Below are 20,218 nucleotides of genomic sequence, written 5' to 3'. Positions count from 1 at the left end.
ATAATGCGCACTTTGTCGCTCAAGTGAAAAGTGCGCATTACAAAAGTAATGTTATTAGACCAATTCGTAATATAATGTTACCGAAAAACAACGATCTCTGTGTTATACAGGCCATCAATGATGCTAATATGTAAAGCTGAAACTAAAAAAATAACAGACTATGGCAATTAATGTTTTATTGGTTGAAGATGACGAACTACTCGTAAAGCGCATCCAAAATCATTTTATAAATACCGAGTTTTCTATTGACGTTGACCCCACTGGGGCCGATGCGTTAAATGTTGTTAAAAGCCGCGTAAGTCAGCGCAATACTATTTCCTTGGCAATAATTGATATTGTGCTACCAAAACGCGACGGTTTACAACTTGCCAAAGAGCTAAATACGCTCACCGATATTGGCGTTATCTTATTATCGAGTCGTGACTCACAAGCCGATCGAATTGCAGGCCTTGCTCAAGGTGCCGATGACTATATTTGCAAGCCGGTAGATTTACTTGAGCTTGAGCTAAGAATGCGCGCCCTATACAAACGAGTTGCCAATAATCACAGCGACGATGACAGTGAAGAGTTTATTGAATACGCCGATTTTAAGCTTCATCCAGATAATCGCACCCTTATTACAGCCAGTGGGATTGAATCACGACTGACTGAAGCAGAACACAAAGTGCTTATTTGTTTGATTGGTAATGCTGGTAAAGCGACTTCCCGTGAAAAAATATCAGAAGAAATTGGCCAGCCCGATTGGAGCCCCAACGATCGCACAGTAGACGTGTTAGTGGGTCGTTTACGTAAAAAGCTGAACGATGAGAAAGATCAAAAACGTATTGTCACTGTTCGCGGTAAAGGCTATATGCTTTCAATTTAAAGCCTTAGTGTTGGGTTAACTGCGATAATAAACGCTCAAATGCCCGATAATTAAGCGCTTCTTTAAGCTCATTTAAACTGATTTGTGGCGCACCTTTTAAATCACTAATAGTTCGCGCCACTTTGATTACTCTATGATAAGAGCGCGGCGATAGCGCCAGCTTTTCACTGGCTCTGGCTAAAAACTGCAGCTCTGCAGGTGGTAACTCACAGTGCAAGTTCATCTCTTTGTTATTTAACCGCGCATTTACTTTACCTTGGCGTTTAAGCTGAACTGCATAAGCTGCTTCTACTCGTGCCCTCACCTCAGCACTTGTTTCTTCTGTAGTTGTACTTTGTAGCTCCACGCTGCTCAACCTTGGTAGTTCAATTTGCAAATCAATTCTGTCAATAAACGGCCCCGATACTCGCGATAAATAGCGCATTACCTGATCGGGTGTCGCCCGTTTATCATGATGACACCCAGTTGGACTAGGGTTAAGTGCTGCAATAAGCTGAAACTGCGCTGGAAATTCCATTTGTCTGGCCGCGCGCGAAATCGTCACTGTTCCGGTTTCCATTGGCTCGCGTAGCGAGTCTAGCACTTTACGCTCAAATTCAGGGAGCTCATCTAAAAACAACACACCATTATGCGCTAACGATATTTCACCGGGTTTAGGGTTAGACGAGCCACCCACCAGCGCTACTGCAGAACAAGTGTGGTGCGGGTTACGAAACGGTCGCTGACGCCAATTGGTTAAATCAATTGAGTGGCCAATAATTGAATATAAAGCAGCAGTATCAATGGCTTCATCATCAGACATGGTTGGCATTATGGTGGCCATTCGTTGTGCAAGCATTGATTTTCCGGTTCCTGGTGGACCTAAAAACAATAAGTTATGCCCACCAGCAGCGGCAATTTCTAATACACGCTTTGCACCAGGCTGGCCCTTTACATCGCTTAAATCGAGTAAAAAATCTGGCGCTTGGGTGCAATCAGGGTAGGCAATATTGAGTGGTAAAGGTTGTTGATTGAGTAAGTCTCCCCACACCTCTTGTATAGAACTGACGGCTTTTCGCTTTACACCACTGACAAGGCTGGCCAAACTGTCATTTTCAAGAGGCAGAAAACAACAACGATTTTGCTCTTTGGCACCAAGCACTGAAGGCAAAATGGCATTTACCGCCCGTATTTCACCATTAAGTGCAAGCTCACCGTAAAATTCATACTTATGAATATCAGGGCAGACTATTTGACCCGATGCGACCAAAATACCTACCGCAATCGCAAGGTCAAATCGCCCTCCATCCTTAGGAAGATCGGCAGGTGCTAAATTAACGGTAATACGCTGATCGGGAAATCCAAATTGCGAGTTTTCTAGAGCACTACGTACTCTATCCTTGGCCTCTTTAACCGACGCCTCAGGTAAGCCGACGATATGAAAGGCGGGTAAACCATTCCCTAAATGTACTTCAACCATCACCTCGGGGGCGTTTATCCCCACCTGCGCGCGAGAAAATATACGGGCTAACGACATTCCTTATCCTAGTTAACAGCTGTATTAACCCAGTTTAGTCAGGATATTTGAAAACATGTAATATAATCTTCCATTTAATCGCCGAAAAACGTAGCAATAAGGTCATTAGCATACTCAGAATCATTGCCACTTCCACCGTTAACGATAGGTTGATACTTAATGTATAGACAATGCCACCAGCAATACAGGTAATAGCATACAGCTCACCTTTAAGCAGCATTGGAATATCGCGGGCAAGCACGTCGCGAATAAGCCCACCAAAACAGGGGGTTATTACAGCCATAATCACAACCGTCATATCTGGCATACCAGCCAATTGCGCTTTTTGCGCTCCCATGACCGCAAAAAAGGCTAAGCCAAACGCGTCAGCGGTTTGCAATACATAGTATGGAATGGATTTTTGCTTATTGATCAGTCGTGTAGTAACCAGAACCGCCACCAAAATAGCGTAGAAGTAGCTTTGGTCGTGTAACCAAAATACGGGCTGGTCGAGTATCACATCGCGAACGGTACCGCCGCCAATAGCCGTAACAGTTGCAAGTACAACTACACCAAAGCCATCCATTTTCTTTTCATAGGCTACCAAGGTGCCTGAGATAGCAAATACCGCCACACCTATTAAATCAAACCAGTGATAAAGTTCAGTCATAATTTTGATTACAAAAAGTTTTAAAGAGTTTAGTGCATAGCATACTAAATATTCAGCAATAACACTTTCAAAAAGTAGAATTAGAAAAGAACAGCAGGTATACGTGTTAAAAATAGCGTGAGGGAATATGAATTTTAGGCATAAAAAAACACTCTTATAGAGTGTCGATTTAATAAAACATGTTACTTCAGTGGTTGCGGGAGCCGGAATTTAATAGACGACCTTTGCTGGCTAATGGAAAGTTGAGACCGACGAGCTATTTACTTCACTGAATTTCAGGCATAAAAAAACACGCTTTAGCGTGTCGATTTAATAAAACATATTATTTCAGTGGTTGCGGGAGCCAGAGTTTGTAAGGAGCGAACCGACGACCTTTGCGTTCTAATGAAGAGCTGAGACCGATGAGCTATTTACTTCACTGAATTTCAGGCATAAAAAAACACGCTTTAGGCGTGTTGCTTTACTATAACTGTTTATTTCAGTGGTTGCGGGAGCCGGATTTGAACCGACGACCTTTGCTGGCTAATGCAGAGCTGAGACCGACGAGCTACCCATTTCACTGAATTTTAGGCATAAAAAAACACGCTTTAGGCGTGTTGCTTTACTATAACTGTTTATTTCAGTGGTTGCGGGAGCCGGATTTGAACCGACGACCTTCGGGTTATGAGCCCGACGAGCTACCAGACTGCTCCATCCCGCGCCTGAAATTGCAGATTTATTTATAGTTGCTTACATTACAACTTGGCTTCCAATCCTCTAAAGAAAATTGGTTGCGGGAGCCGGATTTGAACCGACGACCTTCGGGTTATGAGCCCGACGAGCTACCAGGCTGCTCCATCCCGCGCCTGTATATTTAAAGTCTATCGACTACTTAATTTATGCTCTTAAGTTAGAGTTTTACAGAAACCAAATTTCAATAAAAATGGTTGCGGGAGCCGGATTTGAACCAACGACCTTCGGGTTATGAGCCCGACGAGCTACCAGACTGCTCCATCCCGCGCCTGTAATTTCTTAGTAACAGTATTGTGTTATTCACAAGCCTGTTTCGAAGAGAGCGCTATAATATAGGAATAAACCTATAATGCAAGGTTTTACTAATTAAAAACGTTTAAGTGAACAAAAACCCATCAAACAGTGGTATTTACAGTAATCGCTGATGTGGATTTATCATTTTTTGCCACTCCCAGTCGGGATGACCCATAACAATAAAATCCGGATTTTCTGTACTTTCTCTTTGGTTATACGTTAAAGGATTAAATTCAGCGTCGGTAATACAGCCGCCCGCTTCTTCAACAATAACTTGCGATGCACCCGTATCCCACTCACCTGTAGGACCTATTCTTAAAAAACAATCTGCTTTACCCTCAGCAACAATACACGCCTTAAGTGAACACGAACCTAAAGCCACCGTTGCAAATTGCGCATTTAGATACTGGCTAACTGCTTCTATTTTTTGGCGGCGGCTTACAGCCAAAGTTAAACTCTCGGGCGGTGCTACAAATATTTGTTTATCGTGCTCACCTTCACGCTTAAATGCCCCATTTTTAGCCGTTGCATAATAGGTCACGCCCTTTGCTGGCCAATGAATAACCCCCAACACTGGGTGGTTATTTTCTATCAATGCAATATTAACGGCAAAGTCACCACTTTCGAGTATAAATTCACCGGTGCCATCCATTGGGTCAAGCAACCAATAACGTTGCCAGTGCTGTCTATCTTGCAACGCTGGAATGGGGGTTTCTTCTGACATAATTGGAATGTCAGGAGCAAGCGCATTTAAACCCGCCACGAGCACATCATTTGCAGCTAAATCTGCTTTTGTTACTGGCGTATTATCTGATTTTTCTTGCTGACCAATATCGTCTTTTTTATACAAAGACATAATGGCATCCCCTGCACTTTGCGCAAGCTCAATACATGGCTCTAGAAGTTTATTCATTAATGTCTCCTGAGGCTAAATACTTATCTAATAATAGCAGAGCCGCAACACTACGTGCTTCAGTAAAGTCAGGTTGTTCTAATAACGACTGCCACTGTGAAAGTGGCCATTTCACCACCACTAAGGGCTCAGGCTCATCGCCTAGTAAGGTTTCAGGATATAAATTTTTAGCAAACAAAATATGCATGGTTGCGTTAAAATAGCTCGGTGCCATAGTGACCGTTTTAAGCGGTTTAAAGTATTCAGCGCCAAAGCCAATTTCTTCTTTGAGCTCTCTGTTTGCAGCCTGTTCAGGCGTTTCACCTAGGTCAATGAGCCCTTTGGGAAACCCTAACTGATAGTCATTGGTGCCTGCACAATACTCACGAACCAGTAATAACTCATTTTCAGTGGTCATAGGTACAATCATAACGGCTCCACGACCACCGCCGCGAATTCGCTCATACTGACGCTCTTCGTTATTTGAAAACTTAAGCTCTAAAGACTCCACAGTAAATAAGCGACTTTTAGCGACAACATTATTACTGAGAATTTGTGGTGGTGTTGGGTGCTTTTTCTGTGTCATGGGCATCAATTTGCTATCATTGCAGTTATACTAATCATATACCCAAATGAGTATAAGATGCGAGTTTCAGTTTGAATTAAAAGCAATTTAATTGAGCAAATAATTCTCGGGTTTAGCTAAGGTTAATTCTTTATTTTAGGCTACGAATACGCTCTTAATATAACATTGTCGGATTTATACCTTAATAACTCAATTAACAAAGTTCATTAATCTACTTCATCGCAACTTATTCATTTCAAAAAGTAGTTTTCATAAGGATACATCATGCTCAACTGGTCAAAAATCGATACTGTATTACTCGACATGGATGGAACTTTACTTGATTTACATTACGACACTGACTTTTGGCTCAATGTTGTACCCCAACAACATGCTCTGGCTCAAAATATCAGTTTTGAGGAAGCCCGCGCAGATATCTTAAAACGCTATCAGGCTGTGAGTGGCAAAATTCAGTGGTACTGCTCTGACTATTGGGAAGCACAGCTAAACTTACCTATTCTCGAACTAAAGCGCCAGTCTGCCCACTTAATCAAAATTCGTGAAGACGTTCCGCATTTTTTAACTGAACTTCGACGTGCAGGTAAAGAGCTCATTTTACTTACCAATGCTCATCCTGAATGCGTGATGCTTAAATTTGAGCATACCGCTATTGATAATTATTTAGACGGGGTGGTGTCAACGCATGAATATGGAGTAAGTAAAGAGCAACAAAGCTTGTGGCATAAAGTGCAAGGGGACTTGGGGTTTGATAAACGCCGCACTTTATTTGTAGATGACAGCTTACCGGTATTACATGCCGCACGAGAATACGGCATTGAGCATTTACTTGCGGTTGCTAACCCTAATAGTCAGCAACCACATAACGATATAACCGATTACTTAAGCGTCACCGATTACCGTAAGCTTATTTAGCTTATTTAGCTTATTTAGCTTATTTAGCTTATTCGCCCTGAGGGTAACGCGCTACTAAGCCTTGATATACCTGTTTTGCAAAATCTGCATGTTCAGTATCAAGGCTTTTAACTACTTCTACTAAGTGTTCGTTATCTTCTTGACCATCCCATACTTTAATGTAGCTGCCATCTTTGTAGCCATGATCTTGGCGGAAAAAGTTAAGCGTATTTTTACCTACATAACCACGGTATAAATCATCAATATCCATGCCTATTTGCGCCATACAACCAGCAAAGGCGGCTGCATCAAAGGTTTTATTGGCAACAGCACTGGCCGCTAGTAATTCAAGCGTTTGTTTAAAGTCATCACCTTGTTGTGGTGCACTCATTTCGGCTTGTAGTTTTGTTGCTATTTGCTCGTAGCTAGTCTCACCGTCAATACGCAACGATAAGCCAAAATGAAAAATATCAACCAGCTCTAAAATCACCTGTTCAGTATCTGGTGTTTGTTTTTTCCACCATTTCCAACCGTAATGGTCTAACATTTCTGCACATTCAACCCAAATAGCTCTGTACCATTCAAAGCCTTGGCTAAACCATTGCTCATGTACTTTAGTATTCATGGCATTTTGCATTTCTAGCATAACAACTAGCTTGTTTAAATTCGCAGACATATTGGTTCCACTGTTGGATTTATAATTAGGGTAATAATACAGATAATATAACTTAACGACCAGCCGAAAACTCATGCCATGAGTTGATCAGGTCAACAAAGTCTTCAAAACCACAACCGCTGCTTAAATCATTCTCTTCAAGCATTAATTCGTCATCTTGGTAGGCTAATATATCTTCGTTATCTTGATGCAGCGCATGCGCTTCAAATAACGCTTCATCTTTAGAAAGGAGCAGGTCAATTTCTTGGCCTTTAAGTGTTAACGGTTCAAAGCTTGAACTCACCGAGCTAATAAGCGCCAGCACCATAGCCACTTTGTCTTTGCCTATTTCTTCATTTAACCAACGGCCTATAATCGCATGCTCGCTGCTTATTTTAATTCTTAACCCACTAATAGGGTCGCGAATAAATTGGTATTCCATAACTTTATTCCAGTACTGCTAATTACAACAGATTATAACCTAGTCAGTTATGAATAACGCAAGCCAGATACAAAAATAGCGCCGCAAGGCGCTACTTAACCTGAACTCTGGTTAAGAGATTTACTAACATATTGAATAAAATGATATTTATGTTTATTTTCTCTAGCCAGAGATTTTCAGTGAAAACAAGGCGAAATTACGCGTCAATAGCTAGTCTATTGCAAGTAAATTCAACGCAGTTAGCGCTCAAAATAGCTGCTAGAGATAGATTTATTATCCAGAGTTCAGGTTATTTAGTATCATCAATATAGCTAACCGCCTGAGCGATAGCGGGCAGCATCAATAATTGCCCATAAATGGAATACGGCTCCAACAATAGCTGGAACAACTAAGAACCATAACGCGTAACCGCCAAAAACCAAAATGGCAAACACCAGCGCCGATAAAATACGACCCTGCACCAACTGCCCTAAACCTGGGAAAAAAATATTACATAGAGCGGCTATTACATTTCCGCCAGAACCTTGTTGAGACATACTAACCTCTGTAGTTTAATTAATTTTGTATTTGTACTTATTATTTATACTTACACACTTTATGCCAATTTATTAAGGCTTACAAATCATACAGTTAAATTATTACGAATTTATCGCTTTAGTATTTTTTGCCAAAAATAAGTCAAATTAGCAATTTTAAATAGCTATTTTAGTTACTTGCTCAGTTTATACTGTTCTCTATTCAACAACTTAAATACCTATTTTATAAATAGCTGTTTATAAAAACAGTATTTTATTTAGCCTAACAAAAACACCTGTTATACTGCTCTCATTATTGATTAAAAAGGCGTAACGATGGACGTTTCAGAATTACTCGATGGCTTAAATGATAAACAACGCGATGCCGTTGCAGCGCCATTACAAAACATGCTGGTATTAGCAGGAGCAGGTTCAGGTAAAACTCGAGTATTGGTTCATCGTATTGCCTGGTTAATGCAAGTAGAGCAAGCCTCTGCCTACAGTATTTTTGCGGTAACCTTTACCAATAAAGCCGCTAAAGAGATGCGCTCAAGGGTTGAAGAAACTCTAAAAGCCCCTGTTGGCGGCATGTGGATTGGTACTTTCCATGGTTTATCGCACCGAATTTTACGGGCACATCACCGTGAAGCAAATTTACCTGAAGCCTTTCAAATTTTAGACTCTGACGATCAGCTTCGTATGATCAAGCGTTTGTTAAAATCTATGAATATTGATGATAAAAAATGGCCAGCCAAACAGTTTGGTTGGTACATAAGCGCTAAAAAAGACGAAGCTCTGCGCCCTAAAGATATTCAGGCATACGATATTAACGAGCAAATGATGTTGCGCGTTTACGCAGCCTATCAAGAAGCTTGTGATAGAGCGGGCCTAGTTGATTTTGCTGAAATATTACTACGCAGCTATGAGGTTCTTAAAAACAACCCAACCCTGCTTCGTCATTATCAGCAGCGCTTTGCACACATGCTAGTAGACGAGTTTCAAGATACCAATACTATTCAGTATGCATGGCTAAAATTACTTGCTGGCGACACTAGTAGTATTATGATTGTAGGTGATGATGACCAAAGTATTTACGGTTGGCGTGGCGCTAAAATTGAAAATATCAAACGCTTTTTAACAGACTTTGATGCAGAGACAATTCGCCTTGAGCAAAACTATCGCTCGACTGCCACCATTCTTAAAGCGTCTAATGCACTTATACAGAATAACTCCGAGCGTATGGGTAAAAGCTTGTGGACTGACGGTAACGACGGCGAACCTATTTCTATTTATGCCGCCTTTAACGAGCTAGATGAAGCGCGCTTTGTGAGTAGCAAATTACGCAGCTGGCTAAATGCGGGGAACGCACTACAAGATGCGGCTATTTTATATCGTAGTAATGCGCAATCGCGGGTGCTTGAAGAAGCGATGCTACAAGAAGGTTTAAAATACCGAATTTATGGTGGTATGCGATTCTTCGAACGTCAAGAAATTAAAGATGCCCTCTCATACTTACGCTTAGTGGGTAACCGCCAAGATGATGCGGCATTTGAGCGTGTAATCAATACCCCAGCCCGAGGCATTGGCGACAAAACATTAAGCCATATTCGTGACTGCGCTCGAGCTGAATCTTTGCCGCTTTGGTATGCCGCTAAAGCCATTGTAGAACAACAGCATTTATCGGGGCGTGCATCAGGAGCGGTTGCCAAGTTTGTCGAACTTATTGAGCATATTGAAGATAAAATTAGTGACTTAACGCTGCATGAGCAAGCTAAATACGCGATTCAAACCTCAGGGTTAATGGCTATGTATCAGGCTGAAAAAGGCGAAAAAGGCCGCGCTCGAGTAGAAAACTTAGAAGAATTAATTAGTGCCTGCGATCAGTATGAACTCCCTGAAGAGGAAGAGTTTAGCTCGCCACTACAAGGCTTTTTAGCTTACACCTCACTTGAGTCTGGCGAAGGCCAAGCCGATGAGCATGAAGACGCCGTACAAATGATGACGCTTCACTCAGCTAAAGGTTTGGAGTTTCCTTTAGTGTTTATGGTCGGTGTTGAAGAAGGTATGTTTCCATCTCAGCAAAGTAATGAAGAAACCGGCCGTTTAGAAGAAGAGCGCCGCCTTTGTTACGTGGGTATGACCCGCGCTATGGATAAGCTCTATATAAGCCATGCCGAAAGCCGCCGTTTATATGGCCAAGAGAAATATCACAGCCCATCGCGCTTTTTACGTGAAATACCTGAGGACTGCGTAGAAGAAATTCGCATAAAAACGCAAGTATCTCGTCCGCCTGCAGCCGGTCGCTTTAGCGCATCGGTTAGCCATGCTGCATTTGAAGAAAGCGGATTTAACTTAGGTCAACGCGTGCTGCATGCAAAGTTTGGCATTGGCACCGTACTCAACTACGAAGGCAGTGGCGCACAATCTCGCGTACAAGTTAACTTTGACGACTTAGGCAGTAAGTGGTTAGTAACAGCTTATGCAAGATTACAAGCCGTTTAAGCGCGTTGTAGAGCGTGTACAGCAACAACTTGCGAATGCGAAACATCGCCAGTTACTGCTGCTTACAGGCGATAAAAACTGGTGTTATGAGCAATGCACTCAGCTGCTTGTTCATTTACAGCAACCCTCCTTTGTGCTGTCTAAAAGCACTCATTTAATTAATGCACATTGGCCAGAGCATACCCACCAAATTTTAGGGCAAGAGTGCGCCCATGCTGTTTATGACGGCTACAGTGGACTGGTGCCAGATAAACTAGCCGCGCTCAGTGGCGTTGTGCAAGCAGGTGGTTTTTTAATTATATTGCTACCCGAACTTAAAGAACTTGAACACTGGTGTGATGATGCCCTTCCCTTATTTCAATCTTTTGGGCAAATGCACCCTTACAGCTTTTTTAATCAACGCTTAGCTCACTTACTAAGCAAAACTACTTTACTGCATTTTAGCCAGCAAAATGGTTGGCAGTGTATTACCGATACGAATCTATCAACTGGTGAAATTGACTTTACCGAGCAACAACAGTGTATTGAATTAATAATAAAAACGGCAAACGGACGAGCAAATCGACCATTATTAATTAATGCAGATCGGGGGAGAGGAAAATCAGCCGCATTAGGTATTGCAGCAAGTAAACTCAGCGATAAAAACATACTTATTTGCTCTATGCAATTTCGTGCTTTGCACAGTAGTTTTAAGCACTTAGCGAGTGAGCTTGATATAGATTATCGAGCTGGCGATAAACACATTGCAAACATGCACTATGTGGCGCCTGATCAACTACTGAACGAACAACCGCAGTGCGATTTGCTATTAATTGATGAAGCAGCAGCAATCCCTGTTCCAATTCTCATAAAAATTCTTCACCTTTATCCTCGCGTGGTCTTTTCAAGCACTATGATTGGCTATGAAGGTAATGGTCGCGGTTATATTTTAAAGTTTACTAGTTACCTCAAAACGCATTTTAAAAACATGCGTAGCATCAGTCTTGAGCAGCCAATCCGTTTTGCAAAGCACGATCCTTTAGAGCTGCACCTTCGTACACTCTTAGCTTTGGATGCAGAACATCACAGCGCTAGTTTGAATACTGCTCCCCTACAATTTAAGCATCTGCAAGCAAATCAACTTACTAACGACGAGCCACTGCTTCATCAAGTTGTTGGCTTACTAACACTGGCACATTATCAAACCAGTGTGAATGACTTACGTCACTTACTAGATGCCGCTGGGCAACGCCTATTTGTTTGTCAACAAGGTGATAATATTCTTGGTGTGTGTTTAGTAGCGATAGAAGGTGGCTTTACTACATCGTTGAGTGATGAAGTAGTGCAAGGTAAGCGCCGCCCTCAAGGGCACTTAATGGCGCAAAGCCTTGCACAATTAAGCTTTAACCCTGAGGTATTAAAACAATACTGCGCTCGCGTGGTGCGAATTGCCATTGACCCAGAGCAGCACAATAAGCACCTAGGAACACAATTACTTCATTACTGTGAACAGCAATTACAGAAAGAGTGTGATTGGTTTGGTGCTAGCTTTGGTGCTAATGCGCAATTACTTAGTTTTTGGCAAAATAATGACTTTAATTTGGTAAAGCTGGGTTTTCAAAAAGATAAGGCAACGGGTGAACATAGCGCATTAGTTATTAAGAGCTTAACTAAAAATGACCAACTACTAGAACAATTAACAGCCCAGTTCGAAGCTGATTTTCCTTTGCAATTGCTCAGCCATTTTAGTCAGCTAGATTATAAACTGGTAGCAAAAATTGTTTCACGCTTTAATACTCATACCAATAGCATAGCTGATCAATCAAGATTAAAGTCTATGTTAACAAGTGACTATCAGCTATTTAATATTACACCTTTACTATGGCGAAGCTTTTGGGCATCTCCTCTTAGCTTGCCAAATGATGAGGATAATTTCCAATCTGTTTTTATTAGGCTAGTATTACAAAATTGGACACCTAAAAATATCCAAACTGAGCTAGGGGTGAATGGCATAAAGCTGTTTAATATATTATTAAAAAAGGCTGTAGATAACTGGTATGAGCGCACTTCGCATAATAATACACCTTAGCATTGCCTCCATTGCTTTAGCCTTAGGGCAGCCTATAGCCTATGCAGAGCAAGATAATAGCAAAGTTATTAAACTTGGCATGTCTACAGCGCTTAGCGGACCGGCTCAAAATATTGGCCTACAATTGCATAAAGGCAGTAGCATTTACTTTAACAAGGTTAATAATGCCGGCGGAATAAATGGCGCGGAGGTACAACTTCTAGTTGCTAACGATAATTACGAACCAAAGCAAACTGTTAATAATACCCGTACTTTTATTTATTCCGACAAAGTCGATGCATTGTTTGGTGCCATGGGCACCCCAACCAGCCATGCTATTATACCTTTACTAGAGCAATCAAAAATTCCGTTCTTAATGCCTTTTAGCGGGGCAAGCTTCCTACATGATAAATCACGAGCTAACATATTTAATTTAAAAGCAAGCTACAATGACGAAGCAGCAGAGCAAATTAAATACTTAGTAGAGGAGCGCAAACATACAAAGATAGGGCTATTTATTCAAGCAGATGAGTTTGGCTTGTACGTAGAATCGGGGCTAAGGAAAGAACTAGCAAAATATGATCTGTCGCCTATAAAAGTCGCGCGTTATCAACGTAATAGTCATGATGTAGCATCAGCGCTTAATGCCTTACAAGCCAGTGGGGTGACAGCTATCTGTTTAGTTGGCACCTACGCACCACTTGGTGAATTTATAAACAGTGCACATGCGAAGAATTTTGCCCCAGATTATACCAGTGTTTCTTTTGTACCTAGCTTTGACTTATTTGATGAAGTAACCACACCCTCACATATTATGGTTACAGAAATTGTTCCTAATCCACTCACATGTAATGATAATTTTTGTAATGAATTTTTGGCCGATATGCAAGCAAACAAGATTACAAAACCCAACCGTCTTCATTTTGAAGGTTATATTAATGCGATGGCATTTAGTAGGGCTGCAGCAAACTGCAAATTACCGCTTAAACACTCGTGCCTAATGAAAGAGCTTAATTCACTGTTAACAAATGATAAAATAATCAAAAAGTTTTTTATTGATACAAAAAATGAAAATAAACGTAATGTATATCGCTCTTATTATGTGAATAAATAAGTACCTTCCAAATATTGTTCTATCCTTAATATACAAACTAAGTATGTGAGGAAACTATGGACTTAATTAACTTTAAAGTGGGTTATAAAACCATTTCACTTAAGATTCTTGATATCTTATTAACGGAACAATTTAATAATAACCTCACGGTGTTACCTAACGACAATAAAAGCTTTTTGGGCGTTAAAGATTATATGGGGATCCCAACCCCTGTATTTGATCTTGGAATCATTTTAAATGGAGTTTCTACTGAGCGCAGTAATTTAGATGCTTTAAAGCAACTTAAATCTTGGCAAAAACAACTAATTGCTTGGTTTAATAAATTAGAGCAAGAACTACTCGTTTCGCAAAGCTCGTTAAAGGCGAATCAGTATGAGCTTACTGATTTTGAACAGTTTTATACAGAGTTTAAAACAGATAACGATGAATTAAAAAATACTATGTCACGCTTTGATGACCCGTTTAAATCGCTTCTACACAAATTGACCAGTGCAATAGATGCATATAAAAAAGGCAACAGCAAACAAGTTAGTACTCAACTTGAGATTATAAGGCGACATGATCTTATTCACCTAGAGCGTTTATTCGGCTCTGCAATAGAACAAATCACTTTAGATTATAAACCTATTATTGTGTTTACCACTAAAGATGGCATGACCCCCCATGTAGGCCTATTAGTTGATAAGGTTGAAGATAATATTGAATATAAACAAGAAGATATTAAACCACTAGATAAGCTTACCGAAGTTGGTTTTGATATTGACCCCCAAACAAGAAGCATGATGTATGGACTGATCAAACTCGCTGATAAACATAGTGTACTTATTGATCCTAGCGCAATATTTAAGCCCAAAGAGCTTGAACCATCTAGCAGCGCTCAAGAGCAAGAAACTGAAGCCTATGGACTGTTTTAAGAATGCTTCCTTTACACCCGTAAAAGCCCGACTCTTGAATCGGGCTTGCTTGTATTTAGAGTCGGTGCGCTATTTTGCCCATGGGCTTCGTGATACTCAACCCAGGCTGCGGTGGTCAGGTTAACGCAGTGCAACTGATAGCTGACGGCTGATATTTTCACTTTTCTGTAGACGTAAAAAAGCCCGGCTCTTTCGAGTCGGGCTTTCTTGTATTTGGAGCCTGGTAATGACCTACTTTCACATAACAAATGCTACACTATCATCGGCGCTGTTTCGTTTCACTACTGAGTTCGGCATGGGGTCAGGTGGGTCCAAAACGCTATTGTCACCAAGCAAATTTGGTGTCAGTCCGTATTACTACGCACTAACTAAAATTTGGAATTCTGATAATAAAGTCTTCTAGTATCTACTTTAGTTATATTAACTTCTTCGCTTGTTTCACTATCACATAAAACGCGTTTGGCGTTGTATGGTTAAGCCTCACGGGTAATTAGTACAAGTTAGCTTAATGGCTCACACCACTTCCACATCTTGCCTATCAACGTTGTAGTCTTCAACGGCCCTTCAGAGACTTTAAAAGTCTAGTGAGAACTCATCTCGAGGCCTGCTTCGCGCTTAGATGCTTTCAGCGCTTATCAGTTCCGAACGTAGCTACCGGGCAATGCCATTGGCATGACAACCCGAACACCAGCGGTTCGTTCACTCCGGTCCTCTCGTACTAGGAGCAACCCCTCTCAATTCTCAAACGCCCACGGCAGATAGGGACCGAACTGTCTCACGACGTTCTAAACCCAGCTCGCGTACCACTTTAAATGGCGAACAGCCATACCCTTGGGACCGACTTCAGCCCCAGGATGTGATGAGCCGACATCGAGGTGCCAAACACCGCCGTCGATATGAACTCTTGGGCGGTATCAGCCTGTTATCCCCGGAGTACCTTTTATCCGTTGAGCGATGGCCCTTCCATTCAGAACCACCGGATCACTATGACCTACTTTCGTACCTGCTCGACGTGTCTGTCTCGCAGTTAAGCTGGCTTCTACCATTACACTAACCGTACGATGTCCGACCGTACTTAGCCAACCTTCGTGCTCCTCCGTTACTCTTTGGGAGGAGACCGCCCCAGTCAAACTACCCACCAGGCACTGTCCGTAACCCCGATTCAGGGGCCAACGTTAGAACATCAAAACTACAAGGGTGGTATTTCAAGGACGACTCCACAAAAACTAGCGTCTCTGCTTCTAAGTCTCCCACCTATCCTACACATGTAGGTTCAATGTTCAGTGCCAAGCTGTAGTAAAGGTTCACGGGGTCTTTCCGTCTAGCCGCGGGTACACAGCATCTTCACTGCGATTTCAATTTCACTGAGTCTCGGGTGGAGACAGCGTGGCCATGGTTACACCATTCGTGCAGGTCGGAACTTACCCGACAAGGAATTTCGCTACCTTAGGACCGTTATAGTTACGGCCGCCGTTTACCGGGGCTTCGATCAAGAGCTTCTCCGAAGATAACCCCATCAATTAACCTTCCGGCACCGGGCAGGTGTCACACCGTATACGTCATCTTGCGATTTTGCACAGTGCTGTGTTTTTAATAAACAGTCCCAGCCACCTGGTCACTGCGGCTCCAATCAGCTTAGAGAGCAAGTCTCATCACCAATCGGAGCGTACCTTCTCCCGAAGTTACGGTACGATTTTGCCTAGTTCCTTCACCCGAGTTCTCTCAAGCGCCTTAGTATTCTCTACCTGACCACCTGTGTCGGTTTGGGGTACGATTCGGTATAATCTGAAGCTTAGAGGCTTTTCCTGGAAGTATGGCATCAGCAACTTCATCACCTTGGTGACTCGTCTCGTGTCTCAGCCTAACAGCAACCCGGATTTACCTAAGTCACTAGCCTACACACTTTCACATGGACTACCATCGCCATGCTTGCTTAGCCTGCTCCGTCCCCCCATCGCAATTATACCAAGTACGGAAATATTAATCCGTTTCCCATCGACTACGCCTTTCGGCCTCGCCTTAGGGGTCGACTTACCCTACCCTGATTAACATGGGATAGGAACCCTTGGTCTTCCGGCGTGCGGGTTTTTCACCCGCATTATCGTTACTCATGTCAGCATTCGCACTTCTGATACGTCCAGCATACCTCCCGGTACACCTTCAACCGCTTACAGAACGCTCCCCTACCACTCAGAATAAATTCTGAATCCGCAGCTTCGGTGCATAGTTTAGCCCCGTTACATCTTCCGCGCAGACCGACTCGACCAGTGAGCTATTACGCTTTCTTTAAAGGATGGCTGCTTCTAAGCCAACCTCCTGGCTGTCTGGGCCTTTCCACATCGTTTCCCACTTAACTATGACTTTGGGACCTTAGCTGGCGGTCTGGGTTGTTTCCCTCTTCACGACGGACGTTAGCACCCGCCGTGTGTCTCCCGGATATTACTTTACGGTATTCGGAGTTTGCAAAGGGTTGGTAAGTCGGGATGACCCCCTAGCCTTAACAGTGCTCTACCCCCGTAAGTATTCGTCCGAGGCTCTACCTAAATAGATTTCGGGGAGAACCAGCTATCTCCCGGTTTGATTAGCCTTTCACTCCTAACCACAGGTCATCCCCTAACTTTTCAACGTTAGTGGGTTCGGTCCTCCAGTTGATGTTACTCAACCTTCAACCTGCCCATGGCTAGATCACCGGGTTTCGGGTCTATACCTTGCAACTATTCGCCCAGTTAAGACTCGGTTTCCCTACGGCTACCCTAATCGGTTAACCTCGCTACAAAATATAAGTCGCTGACCCATTATACAAAAGGTACGCAGTCACCCTCGAAGGGCTCCTACTGCTTGTACGTACACGGTTTCAGGTTCTATTTCACTCCCCTCACAGGGGTTCTTTTCGCCTTTCCCTCACGGTACTGGTTCACTATCGGTCAGTTGGGAGTATTTAGCCTTAGATGATGGTCCACCTATATTCAGTCAAAGTTTCACGTGCTCCGACCTACTCGATTTCACTTAAAATGCGTTTTCATGTACGGGACTATCACCCTGTATCGTGGCACTTTCCAGAGCCTTCCATTAACACATAATAAGCTTAAGGGCTGTTCCGATTTCGCTCGCCGCTACTATCGGAATCTCGGTTGATTTCTTTTCCTACGGGTACTTAGATGTTTCAGTTCTCCGCGTTCGCCTCGTTAACCTATGTATTCAGTTAACGATACCTGCAAGCAGGTGGGTTTCCCCATTCGGAAATCCTAGTCTCAAGTGCTTTTTACTAGCTTGACTAGGCTTATCGCAAGTTAATACGTCCTTCATCGCCTCCAACTGCCAAGGCATCCACCGTGTACGCTTAGTCACTTAACCATACAACCCAAACGGGTCTTTGTTTTGTGACAGTTTAACTTCGCCAGAAGTTAATATTGAATACTAAAGTAGATACCAATTAATCCGAGGATTAAATGGCACTGAATGATACTGCTATCATTCTTTTTTACTTTTGAAAACTCTGTACAAATACAATGTATTCATACGAATTTTATTATCAGCTTTTCCAAATTTTTAAAGAGCATATTAATTAGTTAACCCAAAGGGTAAAACTAACTAACAATCATCTGTGTGGACACTACGAACAAATAAGTTCTAAATCGTATAAGGAGGTGATCCAGCCCCAGGTTCCCCTAGGGCTACCTTGTTACGACTTCACCCCAGTCATGAATCACTCCGTGGTAAACGTCCTCCCGAGGGTTAGACTATCTACTTCTGGAGCAACCCACTCCCATGGTGTGACGGGCGGTGTGTACAAGGCCCGGGAACGTATTCACCGCGTCATTCTGATACGCGATTACTAGCGATTCCGACTTCATGGAGTCGAGTTGCAGACTCCAATCCGGACTACGACGCACTTTAAGTGATTCGCTTACCTCTCGCGAGGTTCGCAGCACTCTGTATGCGCCATTGTAGCACGTGTGTAGCCCTACACGTAAGGGCCATGATGACTTGACGTCGTCCCCACCTTCCTCCGGTTTATCACCGGCAGTCTCCTTAGAGTTCTCAGCATTACCTGCTAGCAACTAAGGATAGGGGTTGCGCTCGTTGCGGGACTTAACCCAACATCTCACAACACGAGCTGACGACAGCCATGCAGCACCTGTATCAGAGTTCCCGAAGGCACCAAACCATCTCTGGTAAGTTCTCTGTATGTCAAGTGTAGGTAAGGTTCTTCGCGTTGCATCGAATTAAACCACATGCTCCACCGCTTGTGCGGGCCCCCGTCAATTCATTTGAGTTTTAACCTTGCGGCCGTACTCCCCAGGCGGTCTACTTAATGCGTTAGCTTTGAAAAACAGAACCGAGGTTCCGAGCTTCTAGTAGACATCGTTTACGGCGTGGACTACCAGGGTATCTAATCCTGTTTGCTCCCCACGCTTTCGTACATGAGCGTCAGTGTTGACCCAGGTGGCTGCCTTCGCCATCGGTATTCCTTCAGATCTCTACGCATTTCACCGCTACACCTGAAATTCTACCACCCTCTATCACACTCTAGTTTGCCAGTTCGAAATGCAGTTCCCAGGTTGAGCCCGGGGCTTTCACATCTCGCTTAACAAACCGCCTGCGTACGCTTTACGCCCAGTAATTCCGATTAACGCTCGCACCCTCCGTATTACCGCGGCTGCTGGCACGGAGTTAGCCGGTGCTTCTTCTGTCAGTAACGTCACAGCTAGCAGGTATTAACTACTAACCTTTCCTCCTGACTGAAAGTGCTTTACAACCCGAAGGCCTTCTTCACACACGCGGCATGGCTGCATCAGGCTTGCGCCCATTGTGCAATATTCCCCACTGCTGCCTCCCGTAGGAGTCTGGGCCGTGTCTCAGTCCCAGTGTGGCTGATCATCCTCTCAAACCAGCTAGGGATCGTCGCCTTGGTGAGCCATTACCTCACCAACTAGCTAATCCCACTTGGGCCAATCTAAAGGCGAGAGCCGAAGCCCCCTTTGGTCCGTAGACATTATGCGGTATTAGCAGTCGTTTCCAACTGTTGTCCCCCACCTCAAGGCATGTTCCCAAGCATTACTCACCCGTCCGCCGCTCGTCAGCAAAGTAGCAAGCTACTTTCTGTTACCGCTCGACTTGCATGTGTTAGGCCTGCCGCCAGCGTTCAATCTGAGCCATGATCAAACTCTTCAATTAAAAAGTTTTATGTCTTTCGACAGCTCAATGAATTCTGAATTTATTTAATATCTTTCGATATTGAATTGACTGTGCTGCAATTCTTTCCTTAAGTAAAACCTAAGTAAGTTATTGCTGTTGGTCACTCAGTTTCAATTGAGACTCTAAATTTGTTTGCCTCACTACCTAAGTAGCTTGGCTGTTAGAACTCAATCTGTACGAGTGCCCACACAGATGATTGCTTTATATTGTTAAAGAACGTTGCGATTAAAGCGTTAAACTTTATCTCGCTAGGGCTGCGCATATTACGCTTTCCTATTTTTTTGTCAACACTTAATTTCGCTAAACTTGAAAGTTTTCGAAACTAAGTTTTACTCGACTCACTGAGTAGCTCGTGCCTCGCTATGCGTTGCGCTCTGCCGTCTCAGTGGGGTCGCATTATAGGGA

13 protein-coding genes, 3 tRNA genes and 3 rRNA genes are annotated in these 20,218 nt (G+C 43.0%); 6 read left to right on the top strand and 13 right to left on the bottom strand.

Features of this window, described 5'->3' with window-relative positions; translation table 11 throughout:
- The first annotated feature begins 160 nt into the window (after positions 1-160).
- A complete protein-coding gene (locus ACNSN2_RS00095; RefSeq protein WP_008108280.1) occupies positions 161-865 on the top strand; it encodes a response regulator transcription factor in 705 nt (234 codons plus the stop codon).
- 4 nt (positions 866-869) lie between these two features.
- On the opposite strand, the gene ACNSN2_RS00090 is transcribed toward ACNSN2_RS00095, so the two are convergent.
- The 7 genes from ACNSN2_RS00090 to nudE form a co-directional block, all read right to left on the bottom strand.
- Positions 870-2,381, bottom strand: coding sequence for a YifB family Mg chelatase-like AAA ATPase (locus tag ACNSN2_RS00090; RefSeq protein ID WP_008108279.1), 1,512 nt, complete (start codon positions 2,379-2,381; stop codon positions 870-872).
- 34 nt (positions 2,382-2,415) lie between these two features.
- Positions 2,416-3,030: a trimeric intracellular cation channel family protein gene (locus ACNSN2_RS00085; protein WP_008108278.1), complete on the bottom strand. Its 615-nt coding sequence runs from the start codon at positions 3,028-3,030 to the stop codon at positions 2,416-2,418.
- 623 nt (positions 3,031-3,653) lie between these two features.
- A tRNA-Met gene (locus ACNSN2_RS00080) sits at positions 3,654-3,730 on the bottom strand.
- A 67-nt stretch (positions 3,731-3,797) separates the two neighbouring features.
- A tRNA-Met gene (locus ACNSN2_RS00075) sits at positions 3,798-3,874 on the bottom strand.
- 79 nt (positions 3,875-3,953) lie between these two features.
- Positions 3,954-4,030 (bottom strand) — tRNA-Met (locus ACNSN2_RS00070).
- 141 nt (positions 4,031-4,171) lie between these two features.
- Positions 4,172-4,969: a 3'(2'),5'-bisphosphate nucleotidase CysQ gene (cysQ, locus tag ACNSN2_RS00065; RefSeq protein WP_008108277.1), complete on the bottom strand. Its 798-nt coding sequence runs from the start codon at positions 4,967-4,969 to the stop codon at positions 4,172-4,174.
- Positions 4,962-5,534 carry an ADP compounds hydrolase NudE gene (gene nudE / locus ACNSN2_RS00060; protein ID WP_418608053.1) on the bottom strand — a complete coding sequence of 191 codons (573 nt, stop codon included), beginning with the start codon at positions 5,532-5,534 and terminating at the stop codon, positions 4,962-4,964. Before nudE ends, cysQ begins: the two co-directional genes overlap by 8 nt.
- A gap of 264 nt (positions 5,535-5,798) precedes the next feature.
- On the opposite strand from nudE, the gene yrfG reads away from it, so the two are divergent.
- Entirely contained in the window at positions 5,799-6,446 is a 648-nt protein-coding gene (gene yrfG, locus ACNSN2_RS00055) for a GMP/IMP nucleotidase (RefSeq protein ID WP_054202798.1), read from the top strand.
- 28 nt (positions 6,447-6,474) lie between these two features.
- Here yrfG and ACNSN2_RS00050 read toward each other — a convergent pair whose 3' ends face one another.
- From ACNSN2_RS00050 to ACNSN2_RS00040, 3 genes are all read right to left on the bottom strand, one after another.
- On the bottom strand, positions 6,475-7,101 hold the full coding sequence (locus ACNSN2_RS00050; protein WP_054202799.1) for a dUTP diphosphatase: 627 nt from the start codon (positions 7,099-7,101) through the stop codon (positions 6,475-6,477).
- Positions 7,102-7,153: 52 nt separating this feature from the next.
- Positions 7,154-7,522 carry a YacL family protein gene (locus ACNSN2_RS00045; protein ID WP_418608050.1) on the bottom strand — a complete coding sequence of 123 codons (369 nt, stop codon included), beginning with the start codon at positions 7,520-7,522 and terminating at the stop codon, positions 7,154-7,156.
- 311 nt (positions 7,523-7,833) lie between these two features.
- Complete coding sequence (locus ACNSN2_RS00040) at positions 7,834-8,058, bottom strand: hypothetical protein (RefSeq protein ID WP_054202800.1); 225 nt, start codon at positions 8,056-8,058, stop codon at positions 7,834-7,836.
- A 315-nt stretch (positions 8,059-8,373) separates the two neighbouring features.
- Here ACNSN2_RS00040 and uvrD point away from each other — a divergent pair, with 315 nt between their 5' ends.
- From uvrD to ACNSN2_RS00020, 4 genes are read left to right on the top strand one after another with little or no spacing between them, the layout of a single operon-like run.
- Positions 8,374-10,539 (top strand): DNA helicase II, encoded by a 2,166-nt coding sequence (gene uvrD, locus ACNSN2_RS00035; RefSeq protein ID WP_008108265.1) that lies wholly within the window; start codon positions 8,374-8,376, stop codon positions 10,537-10,539.
- Positions 10,517-12,607, top strand: a complete 2,091-nt coding sequence (locus ACNSN2_RS00030) for a GNAT family N-acetyltransferase (RefSeq protein ID WP_418608047.1) — start codon at positions 10,517-10,519, stop codon at positions 12,605-12,607. The genes uvrD and ACNSN2_RS00030 overlap by 23 nt, the downstream gene beginning before the upstream one ends.
- Complete coding sequence (locus ACNSN2_RS00025; RefSeq protein WP_418608046.1) at positions 12,576-13,700, top strand: ABC transporter substrate-binding protein; 1,125 nt, start codon at positions 12,576-12,578, stop codon at positions 13,698-13,700. Before ACNSN2_RS00030 ends, ACNSN2_RS00025 begins: the two co-directional genes overlap by 32 nt.
- A 56-nt stretch (positions 13,701-13,756) precedes the next feature.
- Complete coding sequence (locus ACNSN2_RS00020) at positions 13,757-14,614, top strand: chemotaxis protein (protein ID WP_075169514.1); 858 nt, start codon at positions 13,757-13,759, stop codon at positions 14,612-14,614.
- 218 nt (positions 14,615-14,832) lie between these two features.
- Here the strand turns inward: ACNSN2_RS00020 and rrf are convergent.
- The 3 genes from rrf to ACNSN2_RS00005 form a co-directional block, all read right to left on the bottom strand.
- Positions 14,833-14,947: ribosomal RNA gene (rrf, locus tag ACNSN2_RS00015) — 5S ribosomal RNA — on the bottom strand.
- Between the two features lie 136 nt (positions 14,948-15,083).
- A 23S ribosomal RNA gene (locus ACNSN2_RS00010) occupies positions 15,084-17,968 on the bottom strand.
- A gap of 286 nt (positions 17,969-18,254) precedes the next feature.
- Positions 18,255-19,792: ribosomal RNA gene (locus ACNSN2_RS00005) — 16S ribosomal RNA — on the bottom strand.
- The 16S, 23S and 5S rRNA genes sit together here, the layout of an rRNA operon.
- Positions 19,793-20,218 lie beyond the last annotated feature (426 nt).

This window comes from Pseudoalteromonas sp. US3C1013 (genome assembly GCF_048401115.1).
GTDB lineage: Bacteria > Pseudomonadota > Gammaproteobacteria > Enterobacterales > Alteromonadaceae > Pseudoalteromonas > Pseudoalteromonas undina.
Note: the sequence above shows the minus strand (reverse complement) of the source record. Positions and strands in the feature narration are given on the sequence as shown.

Bases quoted from the DNA above. Each gene is read 5' to 3' on its own strand.
- ACNSN2_RS00095 (WP_008108280.1), top strand. From the start codon at position 161: ATGGCAATTAATGTTTTATTGGTTGAAGATGACGAACTACTCGTAAAG.
- ACNSN2_RS00090 (WP_008108279.1), bottom strand. From the start codon at position 2,381: ATGTCGTTAGCCCGTATATTTTCTCGCGCGCAGGTGGGGATAAACGCC.
- ACNSN2_RS00085 (WP_008108278.1), bottom strand. From the start codon at position 3,030: ATGACTGAACTTTATCACTGGTTTGATTTAATAGGTGTGGCGGTATTT.
- cysQ (WP_008108277.1), bottom strand. From the start codon at position 4,969: ATGAATAAACTTCTAGAGCCATGTATTGAGCTTGCGCAAAGTGCAGGG.
- nudE (WP_418608053.1), bottom strand. From the start codon at position 5,534: ATGACACAGAAAAAGCACCCAACACCACCACAAATTCTCAGTAATAAT.
- yrfG (WP_054202798.1), top strand. From the start codon at position 5,799: ATGCTCAACTGGTCAAAAATCGATACTGTATTACTCGACATGGATGGA.
- ACNSN2_RS00050 (WP_054202799.1), bottom strand. From the start codon at position 7,101: ATGTCTGCGAATTTAAACAAGCTAGTTGTTATGCTAGAAATGCAAAAT.
- ACNSN2_RS00045 (WP_418608050.1), bottom strand. From the start codon at position 7,522: ATGGAATACCAATTTATTCGCGACCCTATTAGTGGGTTAAGAATTAAA.
- ACNSN2_RS00040 (WP_054202800.1), bottom strand. From the start codon at position 8,058: ATGTCTCAACAAGGTTCTGGCGGAAATGTAATAGCCGCTCTATGTAAT.
- uvrD (WP_008108265.1), top strand. From the start codon at position 8,374: ATGGACGTTTCAGAATTACTCGATGGCTTAAATGATAAACAACGCGAT.
- ACNSN2_RS00030 (WP_418608047.1), top strand. From the start codon at position 10,517: ATGCAAGATTACAAGCCGTTTAAGCGCGTTGTAGAGCGTGTACAGCAA.
- ACNSN2_RS00025 (WP_418608046.1), top strand. From the start codon at position 12,576: ATGAGCGCACTTCGCATAATAATACACCTTAGCATTGCCTCCATTGCT.
- ACNSN2_RS00020 (WP_075169514.1), top strand. From the start codon at position 13,757: ATGGACTTAATTAACTTTAAAGTGGGTTATAAAACCATTTCACTTAAG.